Annotated in this window: 25 protein-coding genes, 1 tRNA gene, 4 pseudogenes and 1 other annotated feature; of the genes and pseudogenes, 25 read left to right on the top strand and 5 right to left on the bottom strand. The window is 43.8% G+C overall.

The annotated features are described in order from the left end of the window. The first annotated feature begins 10 nt into the window (after positions 1-10). The 11 genes from MKX80_RS15410 (at position 11) to MKX80_RS15360 (ending at position 6,800) form a co-directional block, all read left to right on the top strand. Positions 11-709 (top strand): SDR family NAD(P)-dependent oxidoreductase, encoded by a 699-nt coding sequence (locus MKX80_RS15410; RefSeq protein ID WP_268343044.1) that lies wholly within the window; start codon positions 11-13, stop codon positions 707-709. A gap of 175 nt (positions 710-884) precedes the next feature. Then, on the top strand, positions 885-1,109 hold the full coding sequence (gene gerE / locus MKX80_RS15405; protein ID WP_003184172.1) for a spore germination transcription factor GerE: 225 nt from the start codon (positions 885-887) through the stop codon (positions 1,107-1,109). 161 nt (positions 1,110-1,270) lie between these two features. Continuing rightward, positions 1,271-1,714 (top strand): MarR family transcriptional regulator, encoded by a 444-nt coding sequence (locus MKX80_RS15400; RefSeq protein ID WP_003184148.1) that lies wholly within the window; start codon positions 1,271-1,273, stop codon positions 1,712-1,714. A 7-nt stretch (positions 1,715-1,721) separates the two neighbouring features. After that, a complete protein-coding gene (gene racE / locus MKX80_RS15395; protein WP_154995896.1) occupies positions 1,722-2,540 on the top strand; it encodes a glutamate racemase in 819 nt (272 codons plus the stop codon). A 152-nt stretch (positions 2,541-2,692) separates the two neighbouring features. Beyond that, positions 2,693-3,802, top strand: coding sequence for a GerMN domain-containing protein (locus MKX80_RS15390; RefSeq protein WP_154995894.1), 1,110 nt, complete (start codon positions 2,693-2,695; stop codon positions 3,800-3,802). Positions 3,803-3,927: 125 nt separating this feature from the next. After that, on the top strand, positions 3,928-4,668 hold the full coding sequence (rph, locus tag MKX80_RS15385) for a ribonuclease PH (RefSeq protein WP_020452486.1): 741 nt from the start codon (positions 3,928-3,930) through the stop codon (positions 4,666-4,668). 22 nt (positions 4,669-4,690) lie between these two features. After that, entirely contained in the window at positions 4,691-5,281 is a 591-nt protein-coding gene (locus MKX80_RS15380; RefSeq protein ID WP_154995892.1) for an XTP/dITP diphosphatase, read from the top strand. A gap of 16 nt (positions 5,282-5,297) precedes the next feature. Then, complete coding sequence (locus MKX80_RS15375) at positions 5,298-5,819, top strand: metallophosphoesterase (protein ID WP_182070268.1); 522 nt, start codon at positions 5,298-5,300, stop codon at positions 5,817-5,819. A gap of 119 nt (positions 5,820-5,938) precedes the next feature. Further along, positions 5,939-6,012, top strand: a tRNA-Arg gene (locus MKX80_RS15370). Between the two features lie 133 nt (positions 6,013-6,145). Then, positions 6,146-6,292 (top strand): hypothetical protein, encoded by a 147-nt coding sequence (locus MKX80_RS15365; RefSeq protein ID WP_268343043.1) that lies wholly within the window; start codon positions 6,146-6,148, stop codon positions 6,290-6,292. A gap of 124 nt (positions 6,293-6,416) precedes the next feature. After that, the gene (locus MKX80_RS15360; RefSeq protein WP_268318134.1) at positions 6,417-6,800 is read left to right on the top strand and encodes an ArpU family phage packaging/lysis transcriptional regulator; all 384 of its coding nucleotides are present in this window, start codon (positions 6,417-6,419) and stop codon (positions 6,798-6,800) included. Between the two features lie 47 nt (positions 6,801-6,847). Here MKX80_RS15360 and MKX80_RS15355 read toward each other — a convergent pair whose 3' ends face one another. Further along, a complete protein-coding gene (locus MKX80_RS15355) occupies positions 6,848-6,982 on the bottom strand; it encodes a hypothetical protein (protein WP_017474965.1) in 135 nt (44 codons plus the stop codon). Next, a pseudogene (locus tag MKX80_RS15350) lies at positions 6,982-8,085 on the bottom strand (Rap family tetratricopeptide repeat protein). Before MKX80_RS15350 ends, MKX80_RS15355 begins: the two are co-directional and overlap by 1 nt. 280 nt (positions 8,086-8,365) lie before the next feature. On the opposite strand from MKX80_RS15350, the gene MKX80_RS15345 reads away from it, so the two are divergent. The 5 genes and pseudogenes from MKX80_RS15345 to MKX80_RS15325 all read left to right on the top strand — a co-directional run bounded on the left by MKX80_RS15345 (position 8,366) and on the right by MKX80_RS15325 (position 11,505). After that, the gene (locus MKX80_RS15345) at positions 8,366-10,366 is read left to right on the top strand and encodes a T7SS effector LXG polymorphic toxin (protein WP_268318139.1); all 2,001 of its coding nucleotides are present in this window, start codon (positions 8,366-8,368) and stop codon (positions 10,364-10,366) included. 17 nt (positions 10,367-10,383) lie between these two features. Then, positions 10,384-10,833: an SMI1/KNR4 family protein gene (locus MKX80_RS15340; RefSeq protein WP_268318140.1), complete on the top strand. Its 450-nt coding sequence runs from the start codon at positions 10,384-10,386 to the stop codon at positions 10,831-10,833. A 93-nt stretch (positions 10,834-10,926) separates the two neighbouring features. Then, positions 10,927-11,115 (top strand): annotated as a pseudogene (locus MKX80_RS15335) (hypothetical protein); the annotation flags it as partial. A gap of 78 nt (positions 11,116-11,193) precedes the next feature. Continuing rightward, positions 11,194-11,289 (top strand): annotated as a pseudogene (locus MKX80_RS15330) (LysM domain-containing protein); the annotation flags it as partial. Then, positions 11,275-11,505: a LysM domain-containing protein gene (locus MKX80_RS15325; protein WP_268343056.1), complete on the top strand. Its 231-nt coding sequence runs from the start codon at positions 11,275-11,277 to the stop codon at positions 11,503-11,505. The pseudogene MKX80_RS15330 and the gene MKX80_RS15325, both read left to right, overlap by 15 nt. Positions 11,506-11,836: 331 nt before the next feature. Here MKX80_RS15325 and MKX80_RS15320 read toward each other — a convergent pair whose 3' ends face one another. After that, on the bottom strand, positions 11,837-12,610 hold the full coding sequence (locus MKX80_RS15320) for a hypothetical protein (RefSeq protein ID WP_268343039.1): 774 nt from the start codon (positions 12,608-12,610) through the stop codon (positions 11,837-11,839). Positions 12,611-13,074: 464 nt separating this feature from the next. On the opposite strand from MKX80_RS15320, the pseudogene MKX80_RS15315 reads away from it, so the two are divergent. From MKX80_RS15315 to MKX80_RS15305, 3 genes and pseudogenes are all read left to right on the top strand, one after another. After that, positions 13,075-13,296, top strand: a pseudogene (locus MKX80_RS15315) (helix-turn-helix domain-containing protein). 136 nt (positions 13,297-13,432) lie between these two features. Next, positions 13,433-13,660: a hypothetical protein gene (locus MKX80_RS15310; RefSeq protein ID WP_268318247.1), complete on the top strand. Its 228-nt coding sequence runs from the start codon at positions 13,433-13,435 to the stop codon at positions 13,658-13,660. Positions 13,661-14,313: 653 nt separating this feature from the next. Continuing rightward, positions 14,314-14,796, top strand: coding sequence for a hypothetical protein (locus MKX80_RS15305; protein WP_154995888.1), 483 nt, complete (start codon positions 14,314-14,316; stop codon positions 14,794-14,796). 43 nt (positions 14,797-14,839) lie between these two features. On the opposite strand, the gene MKX80_RS15300 is transcribed toward MKX80_RS15305, so the two are convergent. Then, complete coding sequence (locus tag MKX80_RS15300; protein WP_043926318.1) at positions 14,840-15,094, bottom strand: hypothetical protein; 255 nt, start codon at positions 15,092-15,094, stop codon at positions 14,840-14,842. A gap of 410 nt (positions 15,095-15,504) precedes the next feature. Here MKX80_RS15300 and gdhA point away from each other — a divergent pair, with 410 nt between their 5' ends. Continuing rightward, positions 15,505-16,887: an NADP-specific glutamate dehydrogenase gene (gene gdhA / locus MKX80_RS15295; protein WP_268343038.1), complete on the top strand. Its 1,383-nt coding sequence runs from the start codon at positions 15,505-15,507 to the stop codon at positions 16,885-16,887. A gap of 45 nt (positions 16,888-16,932) precedes the next feature. Here gdhA and MKX80_RS15290 read toward each other — a convergent pair whose 3' ends face one another. After that, positions 16,933-17,160: a hypothetical protein gene (locus tag MKX80_RS15290; RefSeq protein WP_234113250.1), complete on the bottom strand. Its 228-nt coding sequence runs from the start codon at positions 17,158-17,160 to the stop codon at positions 16,933-16,935. A gap of 456 nt (positions 17,161-17,616) precedes the next feature. Between MKX80_RS15290 and ilvE the strand changes: the two genes are divergently transcribed. The 5 genes from ilvE (at position 17,617) to MKX80_RS15265 (ending at position 23,789) form a co-directional block, all read left to right on the top strand. After that, positions 17,617-18,531, top strand: a complete 915-nt coding sequence (gene ilvE, locus MKX80_RS15285; protein WP_268343037.1) for a branched-chain-amino-acid transaminase — start codon at positions 17,617-17,619, stop codon at positions 18,529-18,531. A 4-nt stretch (positions 18,532-18,535) separates the two neighbouring features. Further along, positions 18,536-18,797: a binding site (T-box leader), on the top strand. Between the two features lie 157 nt (positions 18,798-18,954). Next, positions 18,955-20,679 (top strand): acetolactate synthase large subunit, encoded by a 1,725-nt coding sequence (gene ilvB, locus MKX80_RS15280; RefSeq protein WP_154995881.1) that lies wholly within the window; start codon positions 18,955-18,957, stop codon positions 20,677-20,679. Further along, positions 20,676-21,194, top strand: a complete 519-nt coding sequence (ilvN, locus tag MKX80_RS15275; protein ID WP_154995879.1) for an acetolactate synthase small subunit — start codon at positions 20,676-20,678, stop codon at positions 21,192-21,194. The genes ilvB and ilvN overlap by 4 nt, the downstream gene beginning before the upstream one ends. Before the next feature lie 23 nt (positions 21,195-21,217). Continuing rightward, positions 21,218-22,246 carry a ketol-acid reductoisomerase gene (gene ilvC / locus MKX80_RS15270; protein ID WP_003184095.1) on the top strand — a complete coding sequence of 343 codons (1,029 nt, stop codon included), beginning with the start codon at positions 21,218-21,220 and terminating at the stop codon, positions 22,244-22,246. Next, a complete protein-coding gene (locus MKX80_RS15265) occupies positions 22,233-23,789 on the top strand; it encodes a 2-isopropylmalate synthase (protein WP_076793593.1) in 1,557 nt (518 codons plus the stop codon). Before ilvC ends, MKX80_RS15265 begins: the two co-directional genes overlap by 14 nt. Positions 23,790-23,793 lie beyond the last annotated feature (4 nt).

Genomic DNA, 23,793 nt, shown 5'->3' with positions numbered 1-23,793 from the left:
GGAGAGGAAAATGAAAAAAGCGATGATCATCGGCGCGAGTTCCGGAATTGGCGAAGCGCTTGCCAAGCAGCTGTCAGCCGCAGGAGTGGAGGTCGGTCTTGCAGCAAGACGGTATGAACTGCTAGCCAAATTGCGTGACGACCTCCCTGGACCTTCATACATTAAAAAGGTCGATACAGCCGACAGCGAACGCTCGCCTATACTGTTGAAAGAACTGCTTGATGAGATGAATTGGGCAGACGCAGTCTTCATCTGTTCAGGTGTTGGATATTTGGAAAGCGAAATGGATTGGAGCAAAGAAAAGGAAACGATCGATGTAAATGTGACGGGATTTGTGTCCTGCTCGAACGTGTTGATGGAGCATTTTATCAAAAATAGGAGAGGGCATTTAGTCGGCATTTCATCCATCGCCGCGCTGAGAGGAAACGGAGGGGCCGTCACCTACGCCGCTTCAAAAGCATTCGTTTCAAATTATTTAAAAGGACTCCGTCAAAAAGTGAAAAAACTCGGTTGCGATGAAATTGTGGTCACCGAAATTCAGCCCGGCTTTGTGGACACGGCTCTTGCAAAAGGTGATCATCTGTTTTGGACGGCTTCGCCCGAAAAAGCGGCTGCACAAATCATTCACGCTGTGCAGAAAAAGAAAACGCACGCATATATTACGAAAAGATGGCGGCTGATCTCCTGGATTTTAAAATGTCTCCCTTAGAAATTCAGCCCTGAAACGATGCCTGTGTTATGATTTGAAAAATAGGTGTTTGAGGGAACCCTTTTCTCCGTCAGAAACGTCACCGACCTTGCGTATGTTTCATATGATATCACGACTATATCGAAACCCATTCGTTTCAGATCAGCTCTCACCTTAGCAAGGAGGGTTACAATACTTGAAGGAGAAAGAGTTTCAATCAAAGCCGCTGCTAACAAAAAGAGAAAGAGAAGTGTTCGAATTGCTCGTTCAAGACAAGACAACAAAGGAAATCGCAAGCGAGCTCTTTATAAGTGAAAAGACTGTACGTAATCACATTTCCAATGCGATGCAAAAATTGGGAGTGAAAGGCCGTTCGCAAGCTGTTGTTGAACTTCTTCGAATGGGTGAGCTAGAGCTCTAAATTGAGCCGGTGTTCCTTCTTGTAACAAGAAGGGAACCGGTTATTTGTTTTTAGGTGCAATTTGTATATTCATGTTGAAGTCTTGCAATTTATGTAGAAAAGAAGGAAAATAGACTCAAGTGTTTTGAAAACAAAACAACGAGTCGAGCGAGGTAGAGAAAATGAATTCGAATGCTTCTTTGAATCACATAGCGGATATTGAAAAATCACTCCGCCATATTGCGGGCATCATTAAACAAAAAGGAAGAGAAATTCTCACCCAATATACGATTACCCCTCCCCAGTTTGTCGGTCTTCAATGGCTGTATGAATACGGGGATATGACGATCGGCGAGTTATCACAAAAGATGTACCTGGCGTGCAGCACCACGACGGATTTAATTGACCGAATGGAGAAAAACAATCTCGTTGAACGGGTGAAAGATCCGTCCGACAGGCGCGTAGTCCGCATTCATCTTCTATCGGAAGGAGAGCGGATCATCCAGGAGGTCATTCAAAAAAGGCAGGACTATTTGGAAGACATGTTAGAGGCGTTTTCCGAGGAAGAAACAGCCGCATTTGAAAAATTATTAATTAAACTTCAGCAGGAAATGAACAGAAAATGAGGCGATTTTGTTGGATCAACCGATAGGAGTCATTGATTCGGGAGTCGGCGGTTTAACCGTTGCAAAAGAAATCATGAGGCAGCTGCCGAAAGAAAAAATTATATATCTTGGAGATACGAAAAGGTGTCCATATGGACCTCGGGACAGAAAAGAAGTCCTGTCATATACATGGGAAATGACAAATTATTTGTTATCCCGCCACCATATTAAAATGCTCGTGATCGCCTGCAATACAGCGACGGCCATCGCGCTTGAGGAAATCAGCAGAGAAGTCGCGATCCCCGTCATCGGCGTTGTGCAGCCCGGAGCCAGAACCGCGATTAAAGTGACGGAAAACCAGCGAATCGGCGTGATCGGAACGGAAAACACGATCAAAAGCGGCGCATACGAAGAAGCGCTTCTTTCGCTGAACGGAGATTTAACGGTAGAAAATCTGGCTTGCCCAATGTTTGTCCCGTTTGTGGAAAGCGGCAAATTTTTGGATGAGACGGCTGATGAAATCGTCAGGTCGTCACTGCACCCGCTCAGGGATTCATCAATCGATACGCTGATTCTCGGATGCACGCATTATCCGATTTTAAAAGAACCGATTCAGCGCTATATGGGAGAGCGCGTCAACATCATTTCCTCCGGAGATGAAACGGCCAGGGAAGTCAGCACGATCTTGTCATACAACGGTTTATTAAGCAAAACGGCGGAACCGCCTGAACACTTGTTTTTAACAACCGGGGAACGCGCCCGCTTCACAAAAATTGCAAACGATTGGTTTGGATACGAAGTGAAAAATGTGGAAAGCATTTCTCTTCAGGAAACCGCTATAAAATAAAGCTGCCGCACAAGCAAACGGCAGCTTTTTTCATGAGCCTTTTCTTTTAAAGAAAAGGTTTTTTGTATTGAGAGGGATTTTTTTAAAAAGCGGTCTAATTCAAAAGCGGGCTCGTATACATAATAGTACAAACTGCCTTAGGAGGGAAAAGTATGCTGAAAAAAGGAATGAAAGGAATCGCGGTTTCGGTTACGGCCTCCGCGCTGCTTCTTTCCGGGTGCGGAATATTTCAGTCAGATCAAGCCTCAGAGGAGATAGATCCGCCGCAGGACATCACATATGTAAAAGAGGAGAAGGAGCAAGACAAAACAGACAAAACCAAAGATAAAACAGAAGACAAAGGCAGCAAAACGACAAGCGACGATAAAGCGGCTCAAACGAGCGATACGGTCATGAGAGAGCTTTATCTCATTGATAAGAACGGCTATGTGACAGCCCAGACGCTGCCGCTGCCAAAGCAGGAAGGTACGGCTAAACAAGCGCTTGAATACCTCGTTGAAGGCGGCCCTGTTTCAAACATCCTGCCAAACGGATTCAGAGCCGTGCTGCCGGCGGATACAACGGTCAATGTTGATATTAAAGAAGACGGAACAGCAATTGCTGATTTCTCAAATGAATTTAAAAACTATAAAGCTGAAGACGAGCAAAAAATCGTACAGGCGATTACATGGACGTTAACACAGTTTAACTCGATTGATAAAGTGAAGATCCGCATGAACGGCCATGATTTGAAAGAAATGCCTGTTAGCGGCACGCCGATTTCAGAAGAACTCAGCCGCGAGGACGGCATCAACCTCGATACGGCGGGTGTGACCGATATAACTGCGACACAGCCAGTCACCGTCTATTATTTAGCTGAATCAGACAAAGGCACATACTACGTTCCGGTAACAAAGCGGACGTCTGCAAAAGAAAAAGACCAGGTGACGGCGGCGATTAAAGAGCTGACGGAAGGACCGGGCAATAAAAGCGGCCTGCTTTCCGATTTCCAGGGCGACGTTAAGCTTGAAAACGAGCCGAAGATTGAAGACGGCCATGTAACCCTCGACTTTAACAAAGCGATCTACGGGAGTGCCGACGGCGAGAAAAAAGTGATATCAGATGAAGTGTTAAACAGTATTGTGTTGACATTAACCGAGCTGCCTGATGTAAAAAGTGTGTCGGTTACTGTGAACGGAAAAGCTGAGCTCGTGAATGAAAAAGGAGAAAAGCTTTCCAAGCCGGTTTCAAGACCGAGCAAGGTGAACACAGGTAGTTTTTAAGCAGAGATTTTTGATATACTATAGAAAAAGAGGTGAGCGATTAAAGCTGCCTCTTTCTTTATTCAGCTTTTTGGAAGAGCGGAATGATTGTGAAAGGTTTATGTACATACAATCGGAGGTAAAAAATGAGATACGATGGAAGAGAAAACAATGAACTGCGCCCTGTCACAATGGACCTCGACTTCATTACGCATCCCGAGGGATCGGTCCTGATTACAGTCGGCGGGACAAAGGTGATCTGTAACGCGTCTGTGGAAGACCGCGTGCCGCCCTTTTTGAGAGGAGAGGGGAAGGGCTGGATCACCGCCGAATACAGCATGCTGCCGCGGGCCACGAACCAAAGGACGATCAGGGAATCGTCAAAAGGGAAAATTTCCGGACGGACGATGGAAATTCAACGGCTGATCGGACGAGCTCTGCGGGCGGTCGTTGATTTGGAAAAGCTCGGTGAGCGGACGATCTGGATTGACTGCGACGTCATTCAGGCTGACGGAGGTACGAGAACCGCGTCGATCACCGGAGCATTTACGGCCATGGCGCTTGCCGTCGGAAGACTTGTCGAAAAAGGCACGCTGAAGGCGATGCCGATCACCGACTTTTTGGCTGCCACTTCAGTGGGAATCGATAAGGAAAAAGGATTGATCCTTGATTTGAACTATCAGGAAGATTCTGCAGCAGAGGTTGATATGAACGTCGTCATGACAGGCGAAGGCCGCTTTGTCGAACTTCAGGGAACAGGAGAGGAAGCGACATTCTCAAGAAGTGAACTGGACGGGCTTTTAGAACTGGCTGAGAAAGGGATCGCCGAACTCATCGAAAAGCAGAAAGAAGTGCTCGGCGACGTTGCATCAGCCATTCAACAATAACATGAGAAAGGCTTGATATACGATGAAAGAAGTCATCATTGCCACGAAAAACGAAGGGAAAGTCAAGGAATTCAAAGCGATGCTTGAACCGAGGGGCTACGATGCCAAATCTCTGCTGGACATCGGCTATACGCCCGAAATCGAAGAAACCGGGCAGACATTCGAAGAAAACGCGGTGATTAAAGCGGAAACGATTTCGAAAGAAACCGGCAAAATCGTGATTGCCGATGACTCCGGCCTGTCTGTCGACTACCTCGGCGGCAGCCCCGGCGTATACTCGGCCCGCTATGCAGGAGAAGAGAAAAACGATCTCGCCAACCTGAAAAAGCTATTGAAAGAGCTCGAAGGGGTGGAAAAAGAAGACCGTTCCGCGAGGTTCAGATGCGCGCTCGCATTATGCATTCCCGGACAGGAAACGAAAACGGTCGAAGGTTCTGTGGAAGGGTACATTACCGAAGAGCCGCGCGGCACAAACGGCTTCGGCTACGACCCGGTTTTTCTCGTCAAAGACAAAGATCAAACGATGGCCGAGCTCTCAAGCGGCGAAAAGAACAAAATCAGCCACAGAGCGGAAGCGCTGAAAAAACTGTCCGCTTTATTGGATCAAGCGTAAAGGAGGAGGGCCGATCATGAAGGTTCTGATTGTCAGCGACAGCCACGGCCTTGAAGACGAACTGGAAATGATCGCTGAGCGGCACGGGGAGGAAACAGATCTCATTATCCATTGCGGGGATTCCGAATTGGATCCTTCCCATCCCGCGCTATCCTCTTACTTAACGGTAAAAGGAAACTGCGATTTTTACGGAGAGTTTAAAGACGAAATTGTCGTTCCCGTCGGATCGAGAAAACTTTTTTTCACACACGGACATTTATACGGCATTAAACAGTCGCTTTTAAATGTGTATTACCAGGCTGAAGAGCTCGGCGCCGATATCATCTGTTTCGGCCATTCCCACATCGCGGGAAGCGAACTGATGGACGGAAAACTGCTGATCAACCCCGGCAGCATCCGCCTTCCGCGGGTGCGGAAAGAAAAAACTTATGCTATACTAAACATTGACAAAGACAATGCAACGGTCCGCTTTTATGACTTGGACGGCCGGGAAGTCGAAAGCCTGACGAACCACGTCCAATTGCCAGCACATTCATGAGGAAGAATTTTTTTCTTCCTCGTGAAGAAAAAAATTCTAAAAAGTTGTTGACTTTATGTCCCGATCCGCATATAATAAATCTTGTCGCTGATAGTTAAAGCGAAACAAAACAACATCATGTCCCAGTAGCTCAGCTGGATAGAGCAACGGCCTTCTAAGCCGTCGGTCGGGAGTTCGAATCTCTCCTGGGACGTCACGTAATGGGGCGATAAAGCCCGTCATAACACGCTTTCTACTCGTTAAATGTAACGGTCAATGTATCGGTCAATTAAAAAACCGACGCAATTTTGCACCGATCAATTTAACGAAGTAGGAGGCGTTTTTTGTTGACGAAAAAGAAACCGGTTTTCACAATCGACGAAGATTTTTCCGATTTGACTGTGGCGCAAATGCCTTCGGTAAAGATGCCGAAAAAGCGAGAGGGGGATCGAATTACCATCGAAATGAAATTATTTGAGAGAAACAACAATTAAGTCTCTAATGGAATAGATGGATTCAGGAATTTATATTGGTCCAAGAAGGAGAGCCTGCGGACACCAAATCGACGTTGTATAAGCGTTTATTTGGTGTCTAATTTGTTTTTAGGAGGGATTTAGCATGTCAGCTACACAATTGACTTTTCTGCCGCCTATAGACGAAAAAGAAGTCAGAAATACGATTATAAGGGAGTTGAAAAGATATAAGGCTTTGAAGGTTCAGCTTGAAAACCGGAAAGAACGGGAAGCGGCCGGGATGAATAACCTTTTCCCGCAGCTCAGGGACCAGCACTCTTTAAATGAATTGAAAGTTTGTCAGATGGACAGGGCGCTTAAACAAAGCCTTGATGATGATGAAGTAAAGATTATAAAGGCCAAGTATCTCTCTCCCCAAAAAATAAAGGACATTGAGATTTATATGGAGATGGGACTGAAAAAGGACAAATACTATCAGGTCAAACGGCGGGCCATTTACAATCTCGCGACAGCTCTCGGGATAATCTGAGGGCTGTTAAGAACAAAAAAAGCAGACTCTTATGAGTCCGCGAATTTTTATCCGAAAGCTCCATTTTCAGCTACTTTTATAGTTGTTGTCTTGACTAAGTTGTCACTCGGTGTATGAACAGCTCCTAATAACATAAAGCTTGTTAATGATACTGTAGCCAGGGTGATCAGGAATTTTTTCATCAGTCAATCCCCTCCGTTAATCGTTGGATTTGGTCTTTGGCAATTAATGCTTCCTCAAAATATTTCGCCGCAAGTGCCTGGTGTTCCTTCTTTTTGAAGTGTTTACCTGCATTTTGTGACAATTCCGCAACATCACTCCAGAGGTTATTTTCCTTGAGAACATTAAATCCTTTCTCTAATGATGTCTCGTTTAAATCCATATATAAAGATTTTATGATATTCAGTTTGGCTTCATATGTTGTTTCTCCAGCTTTAGCAGCTTCATAGATTGCTTTTTTGTACCATTCTTGCGCCTCATCAATAAGACCCTTTTTACAGAGCACCCGGGTTAACATATACATACTTCGTACAGAATAAACTGATCTTTGATGCTCTGGAATATCCAATGCTGATTCAAAGGATTGTCGGGCCGCATCTAACTTTTCCTGTCTTTCATAACATATGCCAAGGTTGAAATATCCCAGGGCTTCAGCCCTTTTTTCATTTGCTTGAGCAGCCTCCTTAATGGCTCTTTTGAAAATGTCTTCAGCTTCATTGTATTGAAGTAAATCCATTTTGTTACATGCAATAACCATTTGACACGTTGCTGCTCTATTGGAATACATACCGTTTGCTTTAAAACTCTCTAATGCTCTTTCAGCATGATTTAAGGAAAAATAATTTTACCGAATTTCATAGTATGCAATGGCAACTTGATAATTGAACTCTGCCCTTTCGATTTCGTCAGGGATTTTATGTAGACGACTTTCCGCGATTCTATAAAAATTAATGGCTTTGGTAAATCTTTTTTTATAAAACTCATACAATCCAGAAAAGAAATAGAAATAGTACTGAATCATATCATCAGTACAGGATTCTAAAGCTTTTGATTTGATATCGTTTAACAGATCTCCAGATTCTTTGTAATTCTCAGTCATCAGTTTAAATCGTGAATCTATAAGGTTAAAATATAACAGCACATTTTGATTTTCCTTCATATTAGGCAGTATATTTTTAATTTCTTCCCGCAGTTTAGTAGCATTTTGAATATTGTTTTGTCTAATAAAACAATACCAATCATTAAGCATTTTACCGACTTTCTCAAACGCAACTTTAGCTTCCAATGCCCCCAGCATCCTTTCATATAGTTGTTTTTAAATATTCAAAAAATTAATGTCTGGTCTTTTCCTTTTTCTGCATATGATTCATTTTACATAAAGGATCATTTTTTGACAATGATTTTCCTTTTTTGGCATTTGAAAATAACAAGTCGAACGTGTCAGGGTATAAGACCTACTCAATAAGATTCATTTTCATGGATTGACAGGATTTATTCACCAATTCCTTTCTATAAAGTGGTAAAATATTTCGAGGTATGTCACTTTAGTATTAGAGGAGAGTGCTATGAAAACTCTGGATGTTCAGGCGTTGCACAAAGCCATTGACCACACGCTGGAACAATTAAAACATCAGTCAGACGAATTCGCAAAAGTCAAAAAAGCCGTAGAAAGCATTACATCACTTGATGATGCTTTAAAAGGAAAAGGTGGCGACGCGATCCGCGCCTTTTACGAGGAATGCCACACCCCTTTTCTACAGTTCTATGATACTTTCATAGAGGAATACAGTTCCACGCTGAAGAAAATGAAAAGCGCGCTGAATTCTCTGGAACCAAACCACAACGGATTTATTTCGCAAACCTTTCTCGAACACGAGCTGGAACAAGGGGTGAATGCTGCCGACCGCACAACGAAGCGTTTGGTATCTAAAACAAATGCCACGATCGCAAAAGTCAGCCACATTGTCGATTTGCCCGATTTGAATGACAGCGGTTTTCATGAACAGAATCAGAAAGCCTTAAAGGAAATTAATCAGACAATTGAAAAGCTACATGCTTTTGACCGCGAACAGACAAGCGCTCTTAAAACCGCTGAAAACGACCTGGAAACGATGCATAGATACATAAGCCGACTTGAAAAAATGTACACAGGCCCTAAAATTGAAATCACCGGTTACCAAAAGGGTTCGATTTTAAAGCCGGATGAGATGGATACTTTGCGTGGTGGCCAAGACACAGCGATGGGCGTCATGTTGGATAAGCTGGATAAGAGATCAAAGCTTGAAAAAGAAGTCAGCGAAGTTAGTGAACATGATGTTCAGCTTTATAAGCTGAGAAAAAAGCTCGAAAATACATCCGATTCAGCGGAATATCTTAAGATTGCTAAAGAAATTGGTTATGATAATCTCACACCAGAACAAATGGAGCATGTTAAATCTATTGAGTTCTGGAATGACCCCCTTCAAACGACAATTGATAATATTAAAGAGACCGGCAAAGGCTTTATAGATGGTATAGTGGACGCAGGGGAAAAATTAGATGAGGCAGGGGAGAAATATTTAGGTCCTGTATATAAATCAGCTAAAGGCAGCGCTGTCGCTGGATATGATCTTGCGAAAGATTTTGTTGATGGCGGAATTCAGTTGGGGTGGAATATTGGGTGGACAATCGACCATTTACATAAAGACCCACAAGTCGTTTTAGACACGGTTCTTGAATACGATTATAAGGGCGCTTTTATGAGTATGGTTGACACGTTGGCGGAAAAATGGGATGAGAAAGTAGTACATGGGGATGCGTATTCAAGAGCGCATTATTTTACTTATATGATCGGCAGCCTTTGGGGCTTGAAAAGCGGAAAATCTTCTGTTTCGACAGGCTCGAAAGATCTTGCAAAAGCGGGGAAAGCCGCGGTCAACAAGGCGAAGAAAGCCGGTAAGACTATAAAACAGTCAATTAAGCCACCTAATAATCGTTACACTCCTGCATTGCAAGGGATTCTTCAGGATGCTCCGAATTCTATTAACGTGAAGAATACACCTCTGATACGTGAGCTGGTTGAGGATAAGAAGAAGAGTGTTTTATTTAAATCAACAAGTGGAAAAGTGAATCCTGTTGCTAAGGGTAAAAATGAAACGATAAAAAAATTTACAAAAGAACAATTGGCAACTAAGCCTAAAAATTCGCCTGTTCCAGAAAAATGGGAGATGAAAGGCGGGAAAGTAGAGATAGATAAAAATGGTACTTGGGTATACACAAATAAACATGGACAAACTGTAAGATATCCTGACGGTTATCCTGATTTCACACCATATATGCACCCTACGGTGAAACCGGTAGAAATAGAAATCTCAAAACCGACCAATCGACCAGCGGATTATAAGAAGGCAAATATAGAGGCTGGCTTAAATAAAGATTCTGATCCACCTGTACCATCACTTAATAGGCCACCTTCAGGTTATATATGGCATCATCACCAAGACGGGAAAACGATGATTCTTGTAGAAAAAGATATTCATAGGGAATTTACTCATGCAGGTGGAGTATCAACTGTTAATGGCAAGTAGATAAGGAGGAGAAATTAATGGTGAGAATTGAAGAACCAGGTAAAAAACTTTCTTTAGAAGAGATTGAACAGTTTGAAACAAAAAATAACGTAAAGCTAACGGAAAAATACAAGAAATTTTTACTTCAGTGGAATGGTGGATATCCTGAACCAAATATTTTTAATATTTCTGATGAACAAGGAAAGAGCGTTCTGAATGTATTTAATGGCATTGGTGACATGTATGATAATTTAGAGAAAGTCATAGACATATATGAGTATAGACTTCCAACTGGCTTTATTCCGATTGCAGATGATCCTGCAGGGAACGTAATATGCCTAGGCACTAAAGAACCTTATTATGACAAAATTTATTTTTGGGATCATGAAGAAGAGTCAGAGAATCCTGATGACATGAGCAATATGTATATCTTAGCTGATGACATCAATGAATTTTTGGACAACCTTTATGAAGATGATGAAGAATGAAATGTGCTTTTAGAACCTTGATTGGCTATTGCCTTTCAAGGTTTTTTTATATTCAAATCCGAGAAAAATCCGACAAAAAGGGGGATAAAATGAATGGATGAGCAGGAACTGAAGCTCCGCGGCATTTATCTTTCAAATGAGACAAAGCAAGTTGAGCTTGAACGCTTAACTGCCCGCCCTGGGGACAATTCTGTGAATATCACAATTACTCGTAAGGGTGACGGCAAATTCTCAAATATTTGTTATCGTGACGGGTTACGGGCAATGGTGGCCGTGAACTGAAAAAGCTGCTACTGTAAAACCAGTTTCAAACAAAAAGCCAGTTAAAAAGGAGACGGTTTACACTGTCAAAAAAGGGATGCACTCTCTGTTATCGCAAAGAAATACAACACGACTGTCAAAGCTCTTCAGAGTTTGAACAATATTAAAGATCCTAATAAGATTTATGTTGGCCAAAAATTAAAAATAAGTGGTAGTGCATCAAAGGCATCAAATAATAAGCAATATTACACAATCAAAACTGGCGACACTTTATCTAGAATCTCCAAAAAGTTCAATACATCAATTAAGACGCTGCAGTCTTGGAATAGCATCAAGAATGCAAACAAGATTTATGCTGGACAAAAAATTCGAGTTAAATCAGACTGTTTGTCGCGGTATTTACGAACCTAAAACTAAAGCGAAAATTGAAGCTTTATTGAAGTAACGAAAAGGAGCAGGCATTATGCCTGCTCCTCTAACTTGAAACTAACGAGATTCATTTGAGGATTTAAGGAAACTGATGAACAATGGTGAAATGACAATTACTGTTACAATTAATAATAGTCTGCTAGATATTAAATTTACAAATGTAGTGTTAATAATATATAGGGCTAAAACCATTAAATAAAAAGCTACGTAAACATAAGCATACACTTTTTTGCTGAATGGTTCTTTCATGTAAATGAAAAGAAATAACCCTACCATTAAAACTAAGAAAGTCATAGTTTCCCCTCTTTCATTTTTATTGTGGAAAAACTCCAGTTGGAACAGCTGCATATCCGAGTCCAGTAAAACGTATTCTAACACCATGCCCTTCATGTTCGTCTTGAATCATTTGACCAAAACCAACTAGTCCGCCTCCGATTACTCCGGAAATTACGCTTGCTAATTGTGTAGGAGGTACGGGTATAACCCTTGATATTAAAGCAAGACCAGAGGTTGCTCCACCGCCTGCTTTAAATGATTGATATAGTGTTCTTGTTTCATTACAGTCAAAATAAAGATTATATCCCCACCAGTAGACATCATGACCAGATCGACCGCAGCCTTTTTTCGCTACTTTCATTTTATTATTGTTTCCATTCTCAAGTGTCAATACACTACCGTCTTTGTCTAAAATTTTCACACTAAAATCAGAGTTAATGACAGCTTCTTTTTGTTTTACTAAACCGTTCAAGTATTTAATCCATTCTTGAACTTCGTTGGTGACAGAACGTGAAATATCTAGTTTAGTATAAGAGGGATCTAAGGTAAGAGTTCCATCTGCGTTTAATTTAAGATAAGCTTCTAATTTCTTTACATCATTCATACCCACCTTTACATTCTTAAAATCTTCGCTGTTCAGTATTTGATCGGGTACAGAATTTCCTTTAGATGCTCCAGTAGTTTCAGTATGTAGTTTTTCGTTGTCAGTTAGTTCTGACGCTGATACTGATATTGAAAATACAGGTGAAACCAATATTAATGTCAGTACCATAACAAATGTCTTAAAACCATTGTGCTTCTTTTCTTTCACGATAATGCCACCCTTCTTATTATAATTCAACCTCATTGTACTTGAAAAACAAGGTAATTAGGGGCGTTATGTGCATAACAGTAAAAAGGAACCATCTAAAATCTTGTGCGTAATGAAATTATACTAGGTGTAATGAATTAGAATATTGGAGGGCTAATTTAAGAAGGAAAAAAGCGATTAAGATAAAGGCCGTCATGAGGTAACTGCGTTGCTCTTTGAATAATAGGGCTTACTTTATTTCCACTCCGACGACATCCTCAAAATTAATAAGGTTGTCTTCCTTTGAATAATCACAATGCATCCGAAGAACCTAAAAGGATTTATTTGAGCATAAGAGTTGTCTTTTATACAGTGTTAATCACTTAACAAGTTGAAGGTTAGTGCTCAAAAGAAATTGTGAGGGAAAAGGTCTCTTGAAAAAGTTTTTTTGTCATACGTTTGCCACCTATAGATAAAGGGACTATATTTATTTTGGTCCTTTTATAAAAAATGAAGTCCTCGGCACCCCGGAGGCTCAGAATATTTTAAAAGTGAATAAGCAGCGGATGAGTAAGCTGATTAGTGATGGACGGATTAAACCAGTTTAAAAAATTGGACAAGTGAACCGGCTTTGACGTACTGATGTTTTGCAGTTGAAGCAGGAACTTGAAGCCGGCCGGAAAAAGTACCGGCAGTATGATCAATGAAGCAAGGCTTTATTTTTTGTCAACAATGAATTTCCAGATGGAGAATAAAAAGGAATGAGAGTATAAATATCTCTTTATTTCTCGCATTTGTTTATCTATAATAGGAGTACACATTCTTAGAGGTGATCGGACTATTATGGACAAAAGTGTTTACAAGGCTTGCTTACAGGATACAATTAAAGAAGCGTCTACAAAAACATATTGCAGTAATATGCTGAAATCATTGGAACAATCTCGTTTGATTCATTATAAAGAACATTTGTTGGCGGAGCAGGAACAATCGGTTGATTTAACTGAATTTAAAACAGAATCAGAAGTTGTTCAACTTTGTGAGGCTATAGATAAAAGGTTAGCATGGCTTTAAACGCATTAAATCTCTAAGAGTATAAAGACTCAAACCGGTTTTTTTCGAAAGTTCTTACATGGTTAGATAAGATTGGAGCTGCTTCTTTTGATTCTCGAGTGAAAACGACTTAACCAGCATAGATACTTCTTCTCGGAACATAGATTTAATTGAAGTTTCAAACAAACCTTCGACTGTCATATGAAGAACACTCCTTTCATATATAAACACTCTTCTTAAGACTTTGGACTCCTTGAATTAGTTAAATTCTTCACAGGTTTTTTTGATTTTTCTTTTGGTAACAGGGGAACATGTCCCCTTTTTAAACTTATGAATTAATTGAAAAATTAGGAGCGAGTGGGGAGCGGATTCGCTCCCAATTAGGTATTTTTAGTTCCTCCAGAAAACAAAAAAGGGCAAAGAACCTTGATATCATGGGCTTTTGGTTAACTGATGTCACATGCTGTCCATAAGGGTCATCGGCCTTCTAAGCCGTCGGTCGGGAGTTCGAATCTCTCCTGGGACGTCTCTGAAAAAAGCCTCAAACTTCTTGGTATACAAGGGTTTGAGGCTTTTGATATTGCAAAACAACAACATCCTAAAAATTCCCTTTCATCATTTCAAACAAAATGAAAAAGCTAAAGGGTGTGATCAATTTTAAGGAGGATGTTGTCATGACAAAGCAACAGCAAAATCAGCAGCAAAAGCAGAAGCAACAAAAACAAAAGCATGAGCAGCTGCTCGGGGCCAACATTACGGATACCGAACTTGCTCAAGAATTCGGAAATATCCAGCAGCAGCTTGCCCAGCTGGAGCAAACTGTTAATCAAATGGGGTCACAGCAGCAGGGACAAAGCGGCCAGCAGAGCTCTCAATTGAGCCAGGGAATCAATCAGCTGAAGCAGCAAATTCAGCAATTCAGCTCCCAATCTCAGCAGCAAATGCAGCAGACGGATCAGCAAATTCAGCAAAGCATTCAGCAGGCTGTCCAGCAGCTGAATCAGGCTCTTCAAGGGATCCAGACAAACCAGGCCATGAACCAAATGAGCCAGGCACTTCAGCAGGCGCAGCAGTCATTTAACCAGCAAGGACAACAGGGTCAGCAAAACCAACAAAACCAGCAGCAAAATCAAAATTTCCAACAGCCCCTACAATAAAAAGCTTTAAAGAGCCGTTTAGCACGGCTCTTTTTTAAATCGGTCATTCCTCGTTTTGATCCTCTTCGTCATGTGTTGGATGCGCTCCGGGGTACTGCCGGGGCATTCCTTGGTGGAGATTGCGGAATTCATATGTGAAATTGCTGTAGTATTGCTGACCTTCCTTCCATGGCGTGTTTTTGTTCTCAACAGGCTTGTCTTTGCCCTGTGCAGCTCCATACGCTCCTTCAGGAAATTCTTCAGCAGTTAAAAAGTTTCTTTGTGTTTCAACGTTTGACATTTCTTTTTTGTCGTCCATCAGATCACCCCCGTTTTCGTTTTATTGTTGCCATGAAATAAGAGAGCTATGTGTTTTCGTTTTGTATGCAGTAGGATTCATTTTAAAAACGGGATAAGATGCTCATCCTTTGCTGGGAGAACAACAGGAAATGCGCCGACCACAAAGAAAATAGACATTTTGTACGGATAGAACCTTTTAGATGAAGTGGTATTTTATGGTTTATTGGTCCTTTTCTCCTCAGCTTTTAAGAACGGTTCTTCTATCTTAATACCCGTCTATTCTCGCTTTTTGTTATACATCTCAATTCAGCAATGGTTTAATCTGTTTTCCAGATTGATGTAAACGGGGCGTTGGTTGTAAAATTTACCATGATAGAAAATCTTACAACGTTCGTTCTGCTTTTATTTTAGAAAGGGAGCTGAAGAAAGATGCATACGCTAGAAAAAATGGAGCAAACAAATTTTCAGACGGCGAGAGATTATGTGACAAAAGCATACGAGACAGTGCGGCAGCGAAATCTTCACGAAAGCGAATTTCTTCAAGCTGTAAAAGAAATTTTCGATTCCCTCGTCCCTGTATTGGCAAGACATCCAAAGTATATCGAACACCGCATTCTTGAAAGGATTGCAGAGCCTGAACGGATGATCACCTTCAGGGTGCCGTGGGTCGATGATGAAGGCAATATCCAGGTTAACAGGGGATACCGGGTTCAATTTAACAGCGCAATCGGTCCGTATAAAGGCGGAATCCGCTTTCACCCTTCTGTAAACGCGAGCATTATTAAATTTTTGGGCTTTGAGCAGATTTTTAAAAATTCTTTGACCGGACTGCCGATCGGAGGCGGAAAAGGCGGGGCTGATTTTGATCCGAAGGGCAAGTCGGACAGGGAGATCATGAGTTTTACGCAGAGCTTCATGAATGAACTGTACAGACATATCGGACCGGACACGGATATCCCTGCCGGCGATATTGGTGTCGGGGCAAGGGAAGTCGGGTTTATGTTCGGGCAGTATAAAAAGATTCGGGGGCGCTATGATGCAGGCGTGTTAACAGGCAAAGGCCTTGAATACGGGGGCAGTTTAACGAGGAAAGAAGCGACAGGGTACGGTCTCGTTTATTTCGTAGAAGAAATGCTGAAGGATCAGGGGCTGCGCTTTGAAAACAGCACTGTTGTCGTCTCCGGTTCAGGCAATGTGGCGCTGTATGCGATGGAAAAAGCCGCTCAATTCGGCGCGAAAGTGGTAGCCTGCAGCGATTCTGACGGCTATGTCTATGACGAAAAAGGCATCTGTCTTGAGACGGTGAAGCGGCTCAAAGAAGACGGCAACGGAAGGATTCGCGAGTATGTCAGCGAGCATCCGGAAGCACACTATTTCGAAGGATGCTCCGGTATTTGGTCTATTCCGTGCGATATCGCGCTTCCGTGCGCGACCCAGAACGAAATTGACGAAGAGACGGCCGAAGTGCTCATTTCAAATGGGGTCAAAGCCGTCGGAGAAGGGGCAAATATGCCATCTGAAGAGGGCGCCGTCAAACGCTTTTTGGATGCGGGGGTTCTTTTCGGGCCGGCTAAGGCTGCAAATGCCGGCGGTGTAGCCGTGTCAGCGCTCGAAATGGCGCAGAACAGCGCACGGCTTCACTGGACGGCGGAAGAAACGGATGAGAAGCTCAGGACGATCATGGCCGATATTTACAAGAGAAGCGTTGCAGCGGCTTCAGAATATGGACGGCCCGGAAATCTGCTCGACGGCTGCAATATAGCCGGTTTTATCAAAGTGGCGGATGCGATGATCGCTCAGGGAGTCGTTTAACCGTAAAAAGAGAGAGCATGATGCCCTCTCTTTTTTTGTGCTTTGTTAATTTTCTCTGAATCCTCCGGTAAAGGCGTGCACAGCCGGAACGGAAATTCCCGGGTAGCCGATGCCGAATCCGAGAGTCGGAGTGGTGTACACCCCGCCGTACGGATAATAGGGATAGGGCCCGTGCGCTGAAGGATTATAGACATAAGTAGTCGGATAGCCGAAGTATCCTGGGTATTGGCGCACGCGTGGATCAGAGTGTGAAGGAAAAGTGCGGTACATCATATTCACCTGTTTCTTTTTTGATTAACAGCAGTTTATGTAAAAAATCGTAAAATGGAGTCTGTACACGTGTGTGGTAAAAAATCTAACCGGCCGGGATAAAATTTTAAAAAGTTGTCGGTGATAAAATCTAACAAAACTGTATAAAACACCAGTTTTTTTATGTAATCTTTATAGATTAAATAAAAAATTTTAAATTGTTTTTCAATTTTAAAATTTCCTTTTATATCAATCATGTAAGCGTATACAAGTAGATTGATTAATCGAAATTGTCTAATAATTTTAAAAAATACGGTTGACACTGCATGTAAAGGGGCGTAATATGAGTTCAAACAAAAGAACAAATCACTTGAAAACTTTTCATCTTTCCCGGGAATGACAGCGGGAAAACGGGTTCCCGCATCATGAATTTTTAATCGTTTAAAGCGTTCATTTACAACAGAAAGGTGTGCTAGAGGGATGGGGGACCAGAAAGACCAGTGGATCTTCCTAAACGACAAACTCGTTAAAAAAGAAGACGCTAAAATATCAGTCTATGATCACGGATTTTTATACGGGGACGGCGTGTTTGAAGGAATCAGGGTATACGACGGCAACATCTTCAGAATGAAAGAGCACATGGACCGCCTCTACGATTCTGCGAGATCGATCATGCTGGAGATTCCATATCAGCAGGAAGAACTGACACAGCACGTTCTTAAAACAGTCGAAAAAAACGGGCTTAGAGACGCTTACATCCGCTTGGTCGTTTCAAGAGGAGCAGGTGACCTCGGACTCGATCCAAACAATTGTTCACACCCGAGTGTCATCATAATTGTCGAACCATTGGCAATATTCCCGAAACATTTATATGAAACGGGAATTGATATCGTTACGGTTCCGACAAGAAGAAACAGACCAGATGTGCTGAGCCCTAAAGTAAAATCGCTGAACTATTTAAACAATATTCTTGTCCGGATCGAGGCGCATATGGCGGGCGTGACAGAAGCGCTCATGCTCAATGATCAAGGCTATGTCGCCGAAGGTTCTGCGGATAACGTATTCATTTATAAAAACGGAAAGCTCTTGACGCCTCCGGGCTATATCGGAGCGCTTGAAGGAATCACCCGGAATGCCATCATCGAAATAGCCGCAGAGCTCGGCTATGAAGTGAAAGAAGAGCCGTTTACCCGCCATGACGTATACACAGCCGATGAAGTGTTTTTAACCGGAACGGCTGCAGAAGTCATCGCGGTCGTAAAAGTTGACGGCCGCAAGATCGGGGACGGCAAACCGGGAGTCCACACAAATCGGATGCTTGAAAAGTTCCGCGAGCGCGTCGTCCGTGAAGGGTTAAAAGTCAGCCTCAAAGATCAAAGCTTAAGTGTCAGCTGAATAAAGACAAACGTTGAAGAGGATAAGTAACAGCGGAAACGCCGCCTGCAGAGAGCCGGGATTGCTGGGAACCGGTGACGGCCTCCGCTTGTGAACTCCCCTCTGAGTGTCAGTCTGAACGATTTCTACGTTTAGTAAGGCTGGCCGGGTGAACGTCACGAAGGTTCACTCGTTATTAAACCGGATAAGCGATTATCCATAAGGCGGCTTTCAAAAGCCGCGAACAAGGGTGGTACCGCGGAAAGAAAAGCCTTTTCGCCCCTTTGGCCTGCAAGGTGTGCAGCGTCAACAGTGGGCGGGAAGGCTTTTTTTAGCTGCAAAAGCAGATTGTATACATGCTTTGCGGCACATATACATTGATTATTTTTAAAAACCAATTGTGAATGAACAGTGATGAAGATCACTTGATAAGGAGGAAGAAAAATGGGGACGAATGTACAGTTGGATGCTGAAAATGCCCAATGTACACAAACAATGGCAGGGGCGTCAATGCTGATCGAGGCTTTAAAACAGGAAAATGTCGAAGTGATCTACGGGTATCCGGGCGGTGCGGTCCTGCCGATTTATGACAAACTCTACGGATCGGGAATGTTTCATGTGCTGACGCGCCATGAACAAGGCGCCATCCACGCAGCCGAAGGCTATGCAAGAATTTCCGGGAAACCAGGTGTCGTCATCGCCACATCCGGACCGGGGGCGACCAACCTTGTAACGGGTCTGGCCGATGCGATGATCGATTCATTGCCTCTCGTCGTATTCACCGGTCAGGTTGCGACATCGGTTATCGGATCTGACGCATTCCAAGAAGCGGACGTCATCGGAATTACGATGCCGATTACAAAGCACAGCTACCAGGTTCGCAATGCCGAAGATTTGCCGAGAATTATTAAAGAAGCATTCCATATCGCGACAACAGGAAGACCGGGCCCCGTTTTAATCGATATTCCTAAAGACATCGCCGTTGTAGAAGGAGAATTCCGCTACGACCATGAGATTCACCTTCCGGGTTATCAGCCGACGAAGGAACCGAATTATCTGCAGATCAGAAAGCTTGTGGAAGCGGTCAGTGCAGCGAAAAAGCCGGTTATTTTAGCGGGAGCGGGCGTCTTGCACGGGAAAGCGTCAGAAGAATTAAAAAATTATGTCGAACAGCAGCAAATTCCGGTGGCGCATACGCTGTTAGGCTTAGGAGGATTTCCGGCCGACCATCCGCTTTTCCTCGGGATGGCCGGAATGCACGGAACGTATGCGGCCAACATGGCTCTGTATGAAAGCGATCTGTTAATCAGCATCGGTGCCAGATTCGATGATCGGGTCACAGGGAATCTGAAGCATTTTGCAAAATATGCGAAAGTCGCTCACATTGACATCGATCCGGCTGAAATCGGCAAAAACGTTCATACGCACATTCCGGTTGTCGGCGACAGCAAGCTTGTACTGACAGAGCTGATCAAGCAAAACGGCAAGCCGAGCGCTTCTGATGAGTGGAAAAAGCAGGTTGCGGCGTGGAAAAACGAATATCCGCTCTGGTATGAAGAGAATGAAACAGAAGGGTTCAAACCACAGAAGCTGATCGAATATATCCACCGCTATACAAAAGGCGAAGCTATTGTAACAACGGACGTCGGACAGCATCAAATGTGGGCCGCGCAATTCTATCGGTTCCAAAAAGCCGACAGATGGGTCACTTCCGGCGGGCTCGGCACGATGGGCTTCGGACTTCCAGCGGCAATCGGAGCACAGCTTGCGGATAAGGATGCGACGGTTGTATCGATACTCGGCGACGGAGGATTCCAGATGACGCTGCAGGAGCTGTCCGTCATTCACGATCTGAACCTTCCGATCAAAGTCGTGGTCTTAAACAACCGCTGCCTCGGAATGGTCCGGCAATGGCAGGAAATCTTTTACGATGAGCGCTATTCACACTCCAAGTTCACATCACAGCCTGATTTCATCAAGCTGTCTGAAGCTTACGGCATCAAAGGTGTCCGGATCACATCCGAAGAAGAAGCGGAAGAAAAGCTGGAAGCGGCGCTAACGTCGAATGAACCGATGGTCATCGATGTTCAGGTTGCACAAGCTGAAAAAGTATTTCCAATGGTTGCGCCTGGAAAAGGGCTGCACGAAATGGTGGGGGTGAAACCTTGAAAAGAATCATCACGCTGACGGTTTTGAATCAAAGCGGCGTCTTAAACAGAATTACAGGGTTGTTTACAAAACGGCATTACAACATTGAAAGCATTACGGTCGGCCACACCGAAACAGCGGGAATTTCGAGGATCACATTTGTCGTTCATGTGGCAGATGAAAAAGAAACGGAACAGCTGACAAAACAATTAAATAAACAGATTGATGTACTGAAAGTCACGGACATTACGAATCAATCGATCGTCCAAAGAGAGCTGGCATTAATCAGGGTGGTTTCCCCTCCGTCGAGCAGGGCGGAAATAAACGGCGTCATCGCACCGTTTCGGGCGTCTGTCGTCGACGTCGCAAAAGACAGCGTCGTGATTCAAGTGACAGGGGAATCAAGCAAGATCGAAGCCCTGATCGAACTATTGAAACCATACGGGATTAAAGAGGTTGCCAGAACAGGCACCACGGCCTTTGCGAGGGGAACTCAGCAAAAGCCGGCCTCTATTAAAACAATATCTATTGTATAAAACATAAAAAGGGAGAGATTGAAATGGTAAAAGTATATTATAACGGTGATATCAAAGAAAACGTATTGGCGGGCAAAAAAGTAGCGGTAATCGGATACGGCTCACAAGGCCATGCGCACGCACTGAACCTGAAAGAAAGCGGAGTGGACGTCATTGTCGGCGTCAGAAAAGGGAAATCCTTTGCAAAAGCAGAGGAAGACGGCCATCAAGTTTTCACGGTAAGAGAAGCGGCAGAACAGGCCGACATCGTCATGGTGCTTCTTCCGGATGAACAGCAGCAAAAAGTGTATGAAGCGGAAATTAAAGACGGACTTCAAGCGGGCAATTCACTCGTATTCGCCCACGGATTCAACGTTCATTTCCATCAGATCGTACCTCCGGCAGATGTTGACGTATTCCTTGTCGCTCCTAAAGGACCGGGACATCTTGTCCGAAGAACGTTTGAACAAGGTGCAGGGGTTCCGGCGCTGTTTGCGATCTATCAGGATGTAACCGGGGAAGCGAAAGATAAAGCCCTTGCTTATGCTAAAGCGATCGGCGGCGCAAGAGCCGGCGTTCTTGAAACAACATTTAAAGAAGAAACTGAAACTGATCTTTTCGGCGAACAGGCGGTGCTGTGCGGAGGATTGACTTCCCTTGTCAAAGCCGGATTCGAAACGCTGACAGAAGCGGGCTATCAGCCTGAACTCGCATACTTCGAGTGTCTGCACGAGCTGAAGCTCATCGTCGACTTGATGTATGAAGAAGGTTTGGCAGGTATGAGATATTCGATTTCCGACACAGCGCAGTGGGGAGACTTCGTATCAGGCCCGCGCGTCGTTGATGAGAAGGTAAAAGAATCAATGAAAGAAGTATTGAAAGACATCCAAAACGGTACATTCGCGAAAGAATGGATCGTCGAAAACCAAGTCAACCGTCCGCGTTTCAACGCCATCAATGCAAGCGAAAACGAACACCAAATCGAAGTGGTCGGCAGAAAGCTTCGCGAAATGATGCCGTTTGTCAAGCAGGGCAAGAAGAAGGAAGCGGTGGTAGCCGGTGCGAAAAATTAACTTTTTTGATACGACACTCCGTGACGGTGAACAGTCGCCGGGCGTTAATTTAAACACGCAGGAGAAGCTGGCGATCGCCCAGCAGCTTGAAAAACTCGGGGTCAACATTATGGAAGCGGGCTTTCCCGCTTCATCCCCCGGGGATTTCAATGCAGTAAAAGAAATCGCAAGGACGATTAAAAACTGTTCGGTAACAGGGCTTGCCCGCTCTGTCAAAGGAGATATCGATTCGGCGTGGGAAGCGCTCAAAGACGGGGCTGAACCAAGGATTCACATTTTTATCGCCACTTCTGACATCCATTTAAAATATAAGCTGAAAAAAACGCGCGAACAGGTTCTGGAACAGGCGGTCGCAATGGTGAAATACGCCAAAGAGCGCTTCCCGATCGTCCAGTGGTCTGCCGAAGATGCGTGCCGGACCGATCTTCCGTTTTTAGCCGAGATTGTCAGCGAAGTGATCGCCGCGGGAGCGGATGTCGTCAATCTTCCGGATACGGTTGGTTATTTAGCGCCTGCCGAGTACGGAAATATCTTCCGCTATATTAAAGAAAATGCCCGCAATGCCGATAAAGTCCAGCTTTCGGCCCATTGCCACGATGATTTAGGCATGGCTGTCGCCAACTCTTTGGCTGCGATTGAAAACGGAGCAGATCAAGTCGAATCTGTCATCAACGGTATTGGCGAAAGAGCGGGGAACGCCTCTCTTGAAGAAATCGCCGTCGCCCTCTATATCCGAAAAGATTTCTACCAGGCGGAATCAACGATTCAGCTGAATGAGATTAAGCGGACAAGTGATTTAGTGAGCAAGCTGACCGGCATGGCCGTGCCGCGGAACAAAGCGGTCGTCGGCGATAATGCCTTTGCCCACGAATCAGGCATTCACCAGGACGGCTTCTTAAAAGAAAAAACAACATATGAAATTATTTCTCCGGAGCTTGTCGGCGTGAAAACGGATGCGCTTGTGCTCGGAAAGCATTCAGGGCGCCACGCATTTAAAGATAAGCTGCAAAACCTCGGATTCCAGTTTGGAGAAGAGGAAATCAATAAATTTTTTAACATCTTTAAAGAGCTTACTGGAAAGAAAAAGGAATTTACGGATGAAGATCTCATCTCGCTGATACTCGAGGAGAAAACGGCAGACCGCAAAATCGGCTATGACTTTATTTCACTGCAGGTTCATTACGGCACCTCGCAGGTTCCGACAGCAACGGTCTCTCTTAAAGATCAGGAAACAGATCAGATCATTCAGGAAGCGGCGACCGGAGCGGGAAGCGTTGAAGCGGTGTACAACACGCTGAAGCGCTGTATGGATAAAGAAGTCCAGCTTCTTGATTACCGGATTCAATCGAACCGCAAGGGACAGGATGCATTCGCGCAAGTATATGTCAGGGTGATGATCGACGGAAAAGAATCCGGAGGACGCGGGGTTGCCCAGGATGTTCTCGAAGCATCTGCCAAAGCTTACTTGAATGCGGTGAACCGCTATCTCGTATTGAAGACGAATGCGGAAGGATTGTCAAAACAGGCGGCTGTAGGATCATAACAGT

Source organism: Bacillus sp. FSL K6-0972 (assembly GCF_037976035.1).
GTDB lineage: Bacteria > Bacillota > Bacilli > Bacillales > Bacillaceae > Bacillus > Bacillus haynesii.
The sequence above is the reverse complement of the archived record's forward strand: the minus strand, read 5'-3'. Positions and strand labels throughout refer to the sequence as shown.

Coding starts and splice junctions, on each gene's coding strand:
- MKX80_RS15390 (WP_154995894.1), top strand. CDS start 2,693: ATGCTGAAAAAAGGAATGAAAGGAATCGCGGTTTCGGTTACGGCCTCC.
- MKX80_RS15380 (WP_154995892.1), top strand. CDS start 4,691: ATGAAAGAAGTCATCATTGCCACGAAAAACGAAGGGAAAGTCAAGGAA.
- MKX80_RS15360 (WP_268318134.1), top strand. CDS start 6,417: ATGTCAGCTACACAATTGACTTTTCTGCCGCCTATAGACGAAAAAGAA.
- MKX80_RS15310 (WP_268318247.1), top strand. CDS start 13,433: ATGGACAAAAGTGTTTACAAGGCTTGCTTACAGGATACAATTAAAGAA.
- MKX80_RS15410 (WP_268343044.1), top strand. CDS start 11: ATGAAAAAAGCGATGATCATCGGCGCGAGTTCCGGAATTGGCGAAGCG.
- ilvE (WP_268343037.1), top strand. CDS start 17,617: ATGGGGGACCAGAAAGACCAGTGGATCTTCCTAAACGACAAACTCGTT.
- MKX80_RS15305 (WP_154995888.1), top strand. CDS start 14,314: ATGACAAAGCAACAGCAAAATCAGCAGCAAAAGCAGAAGCAACAAAAA.
- rph (WP_020452486.1), top strand. CDS start 3,928: ATGAGATACGATGGAAGAGAAAACAATGAACTGCGCCCTGTCACAATG.
- MKX80_RS15290 (WP_234113250.1), bottom strand. CDS start 17,160: ATGATGTACCGCACTTTTCCTTCACACTCTGATCCACGCGTGCGCCAA.
- MKX80_RS15375 (WP_182070268.1), top strand. CDS start 5,298: ATGAAGGTTCTGATTGTCAGCGACAGCCACGGCCTTGAAGACGAACTG.
- MKX80_RS15300 (WP_043926318.1), bottom strand. CDS start 15,094: ATGGACGACAAAAAAGAAATGTCAAACGTTGAAACACAAAGAAACTTT.
- ilvC (WP_003184095.1), top strand. CDS start 21,218: ATGGTAAAAGTATATTATAACGGTGATATCAAAGAAAACGTATTGGCG.
- ilvB (WP_154995881.1), top strand. CDS start 18,955: ATGGGGACGAATGTACAGTTGGATGCTGAAAATGCCCAATGTACACAA.
- MKX80_RS15400 (WP_003184148.1), top strand. CDS start 1,271: ATGAATTCGAATGCTTCTTTGAATCACATAGCGGATATTGAAAAATCA.
- MKX80_RS15340 (WP_268318140.1), top strand. CDS start 10,384: ATGGTGAGAATTGAAGAACCAGGTAAAAAACTTTCTTTAGAAGAGATT.
- gdhA (WP_268343038.1), top strand. CDS start 15,505: ATGCATACGCTAGAAAAAATGGAGCAAACAAATTTTCAGACGGCGAGA.
- MKX80_RS15355 (WP_017474965.1), bottom strand. CDS start 6,982: ATGAAAAAATTCCTGATCACCCTGGCTACAGTATCATTAACAAGCTTT.
- MKX80_RS15345 (WP_268318139.1), top strand. CDS start 8,366: ATGAAAACTCTGGATGTTCAGGCGTTGCACAAAGCCATTGACCACACG.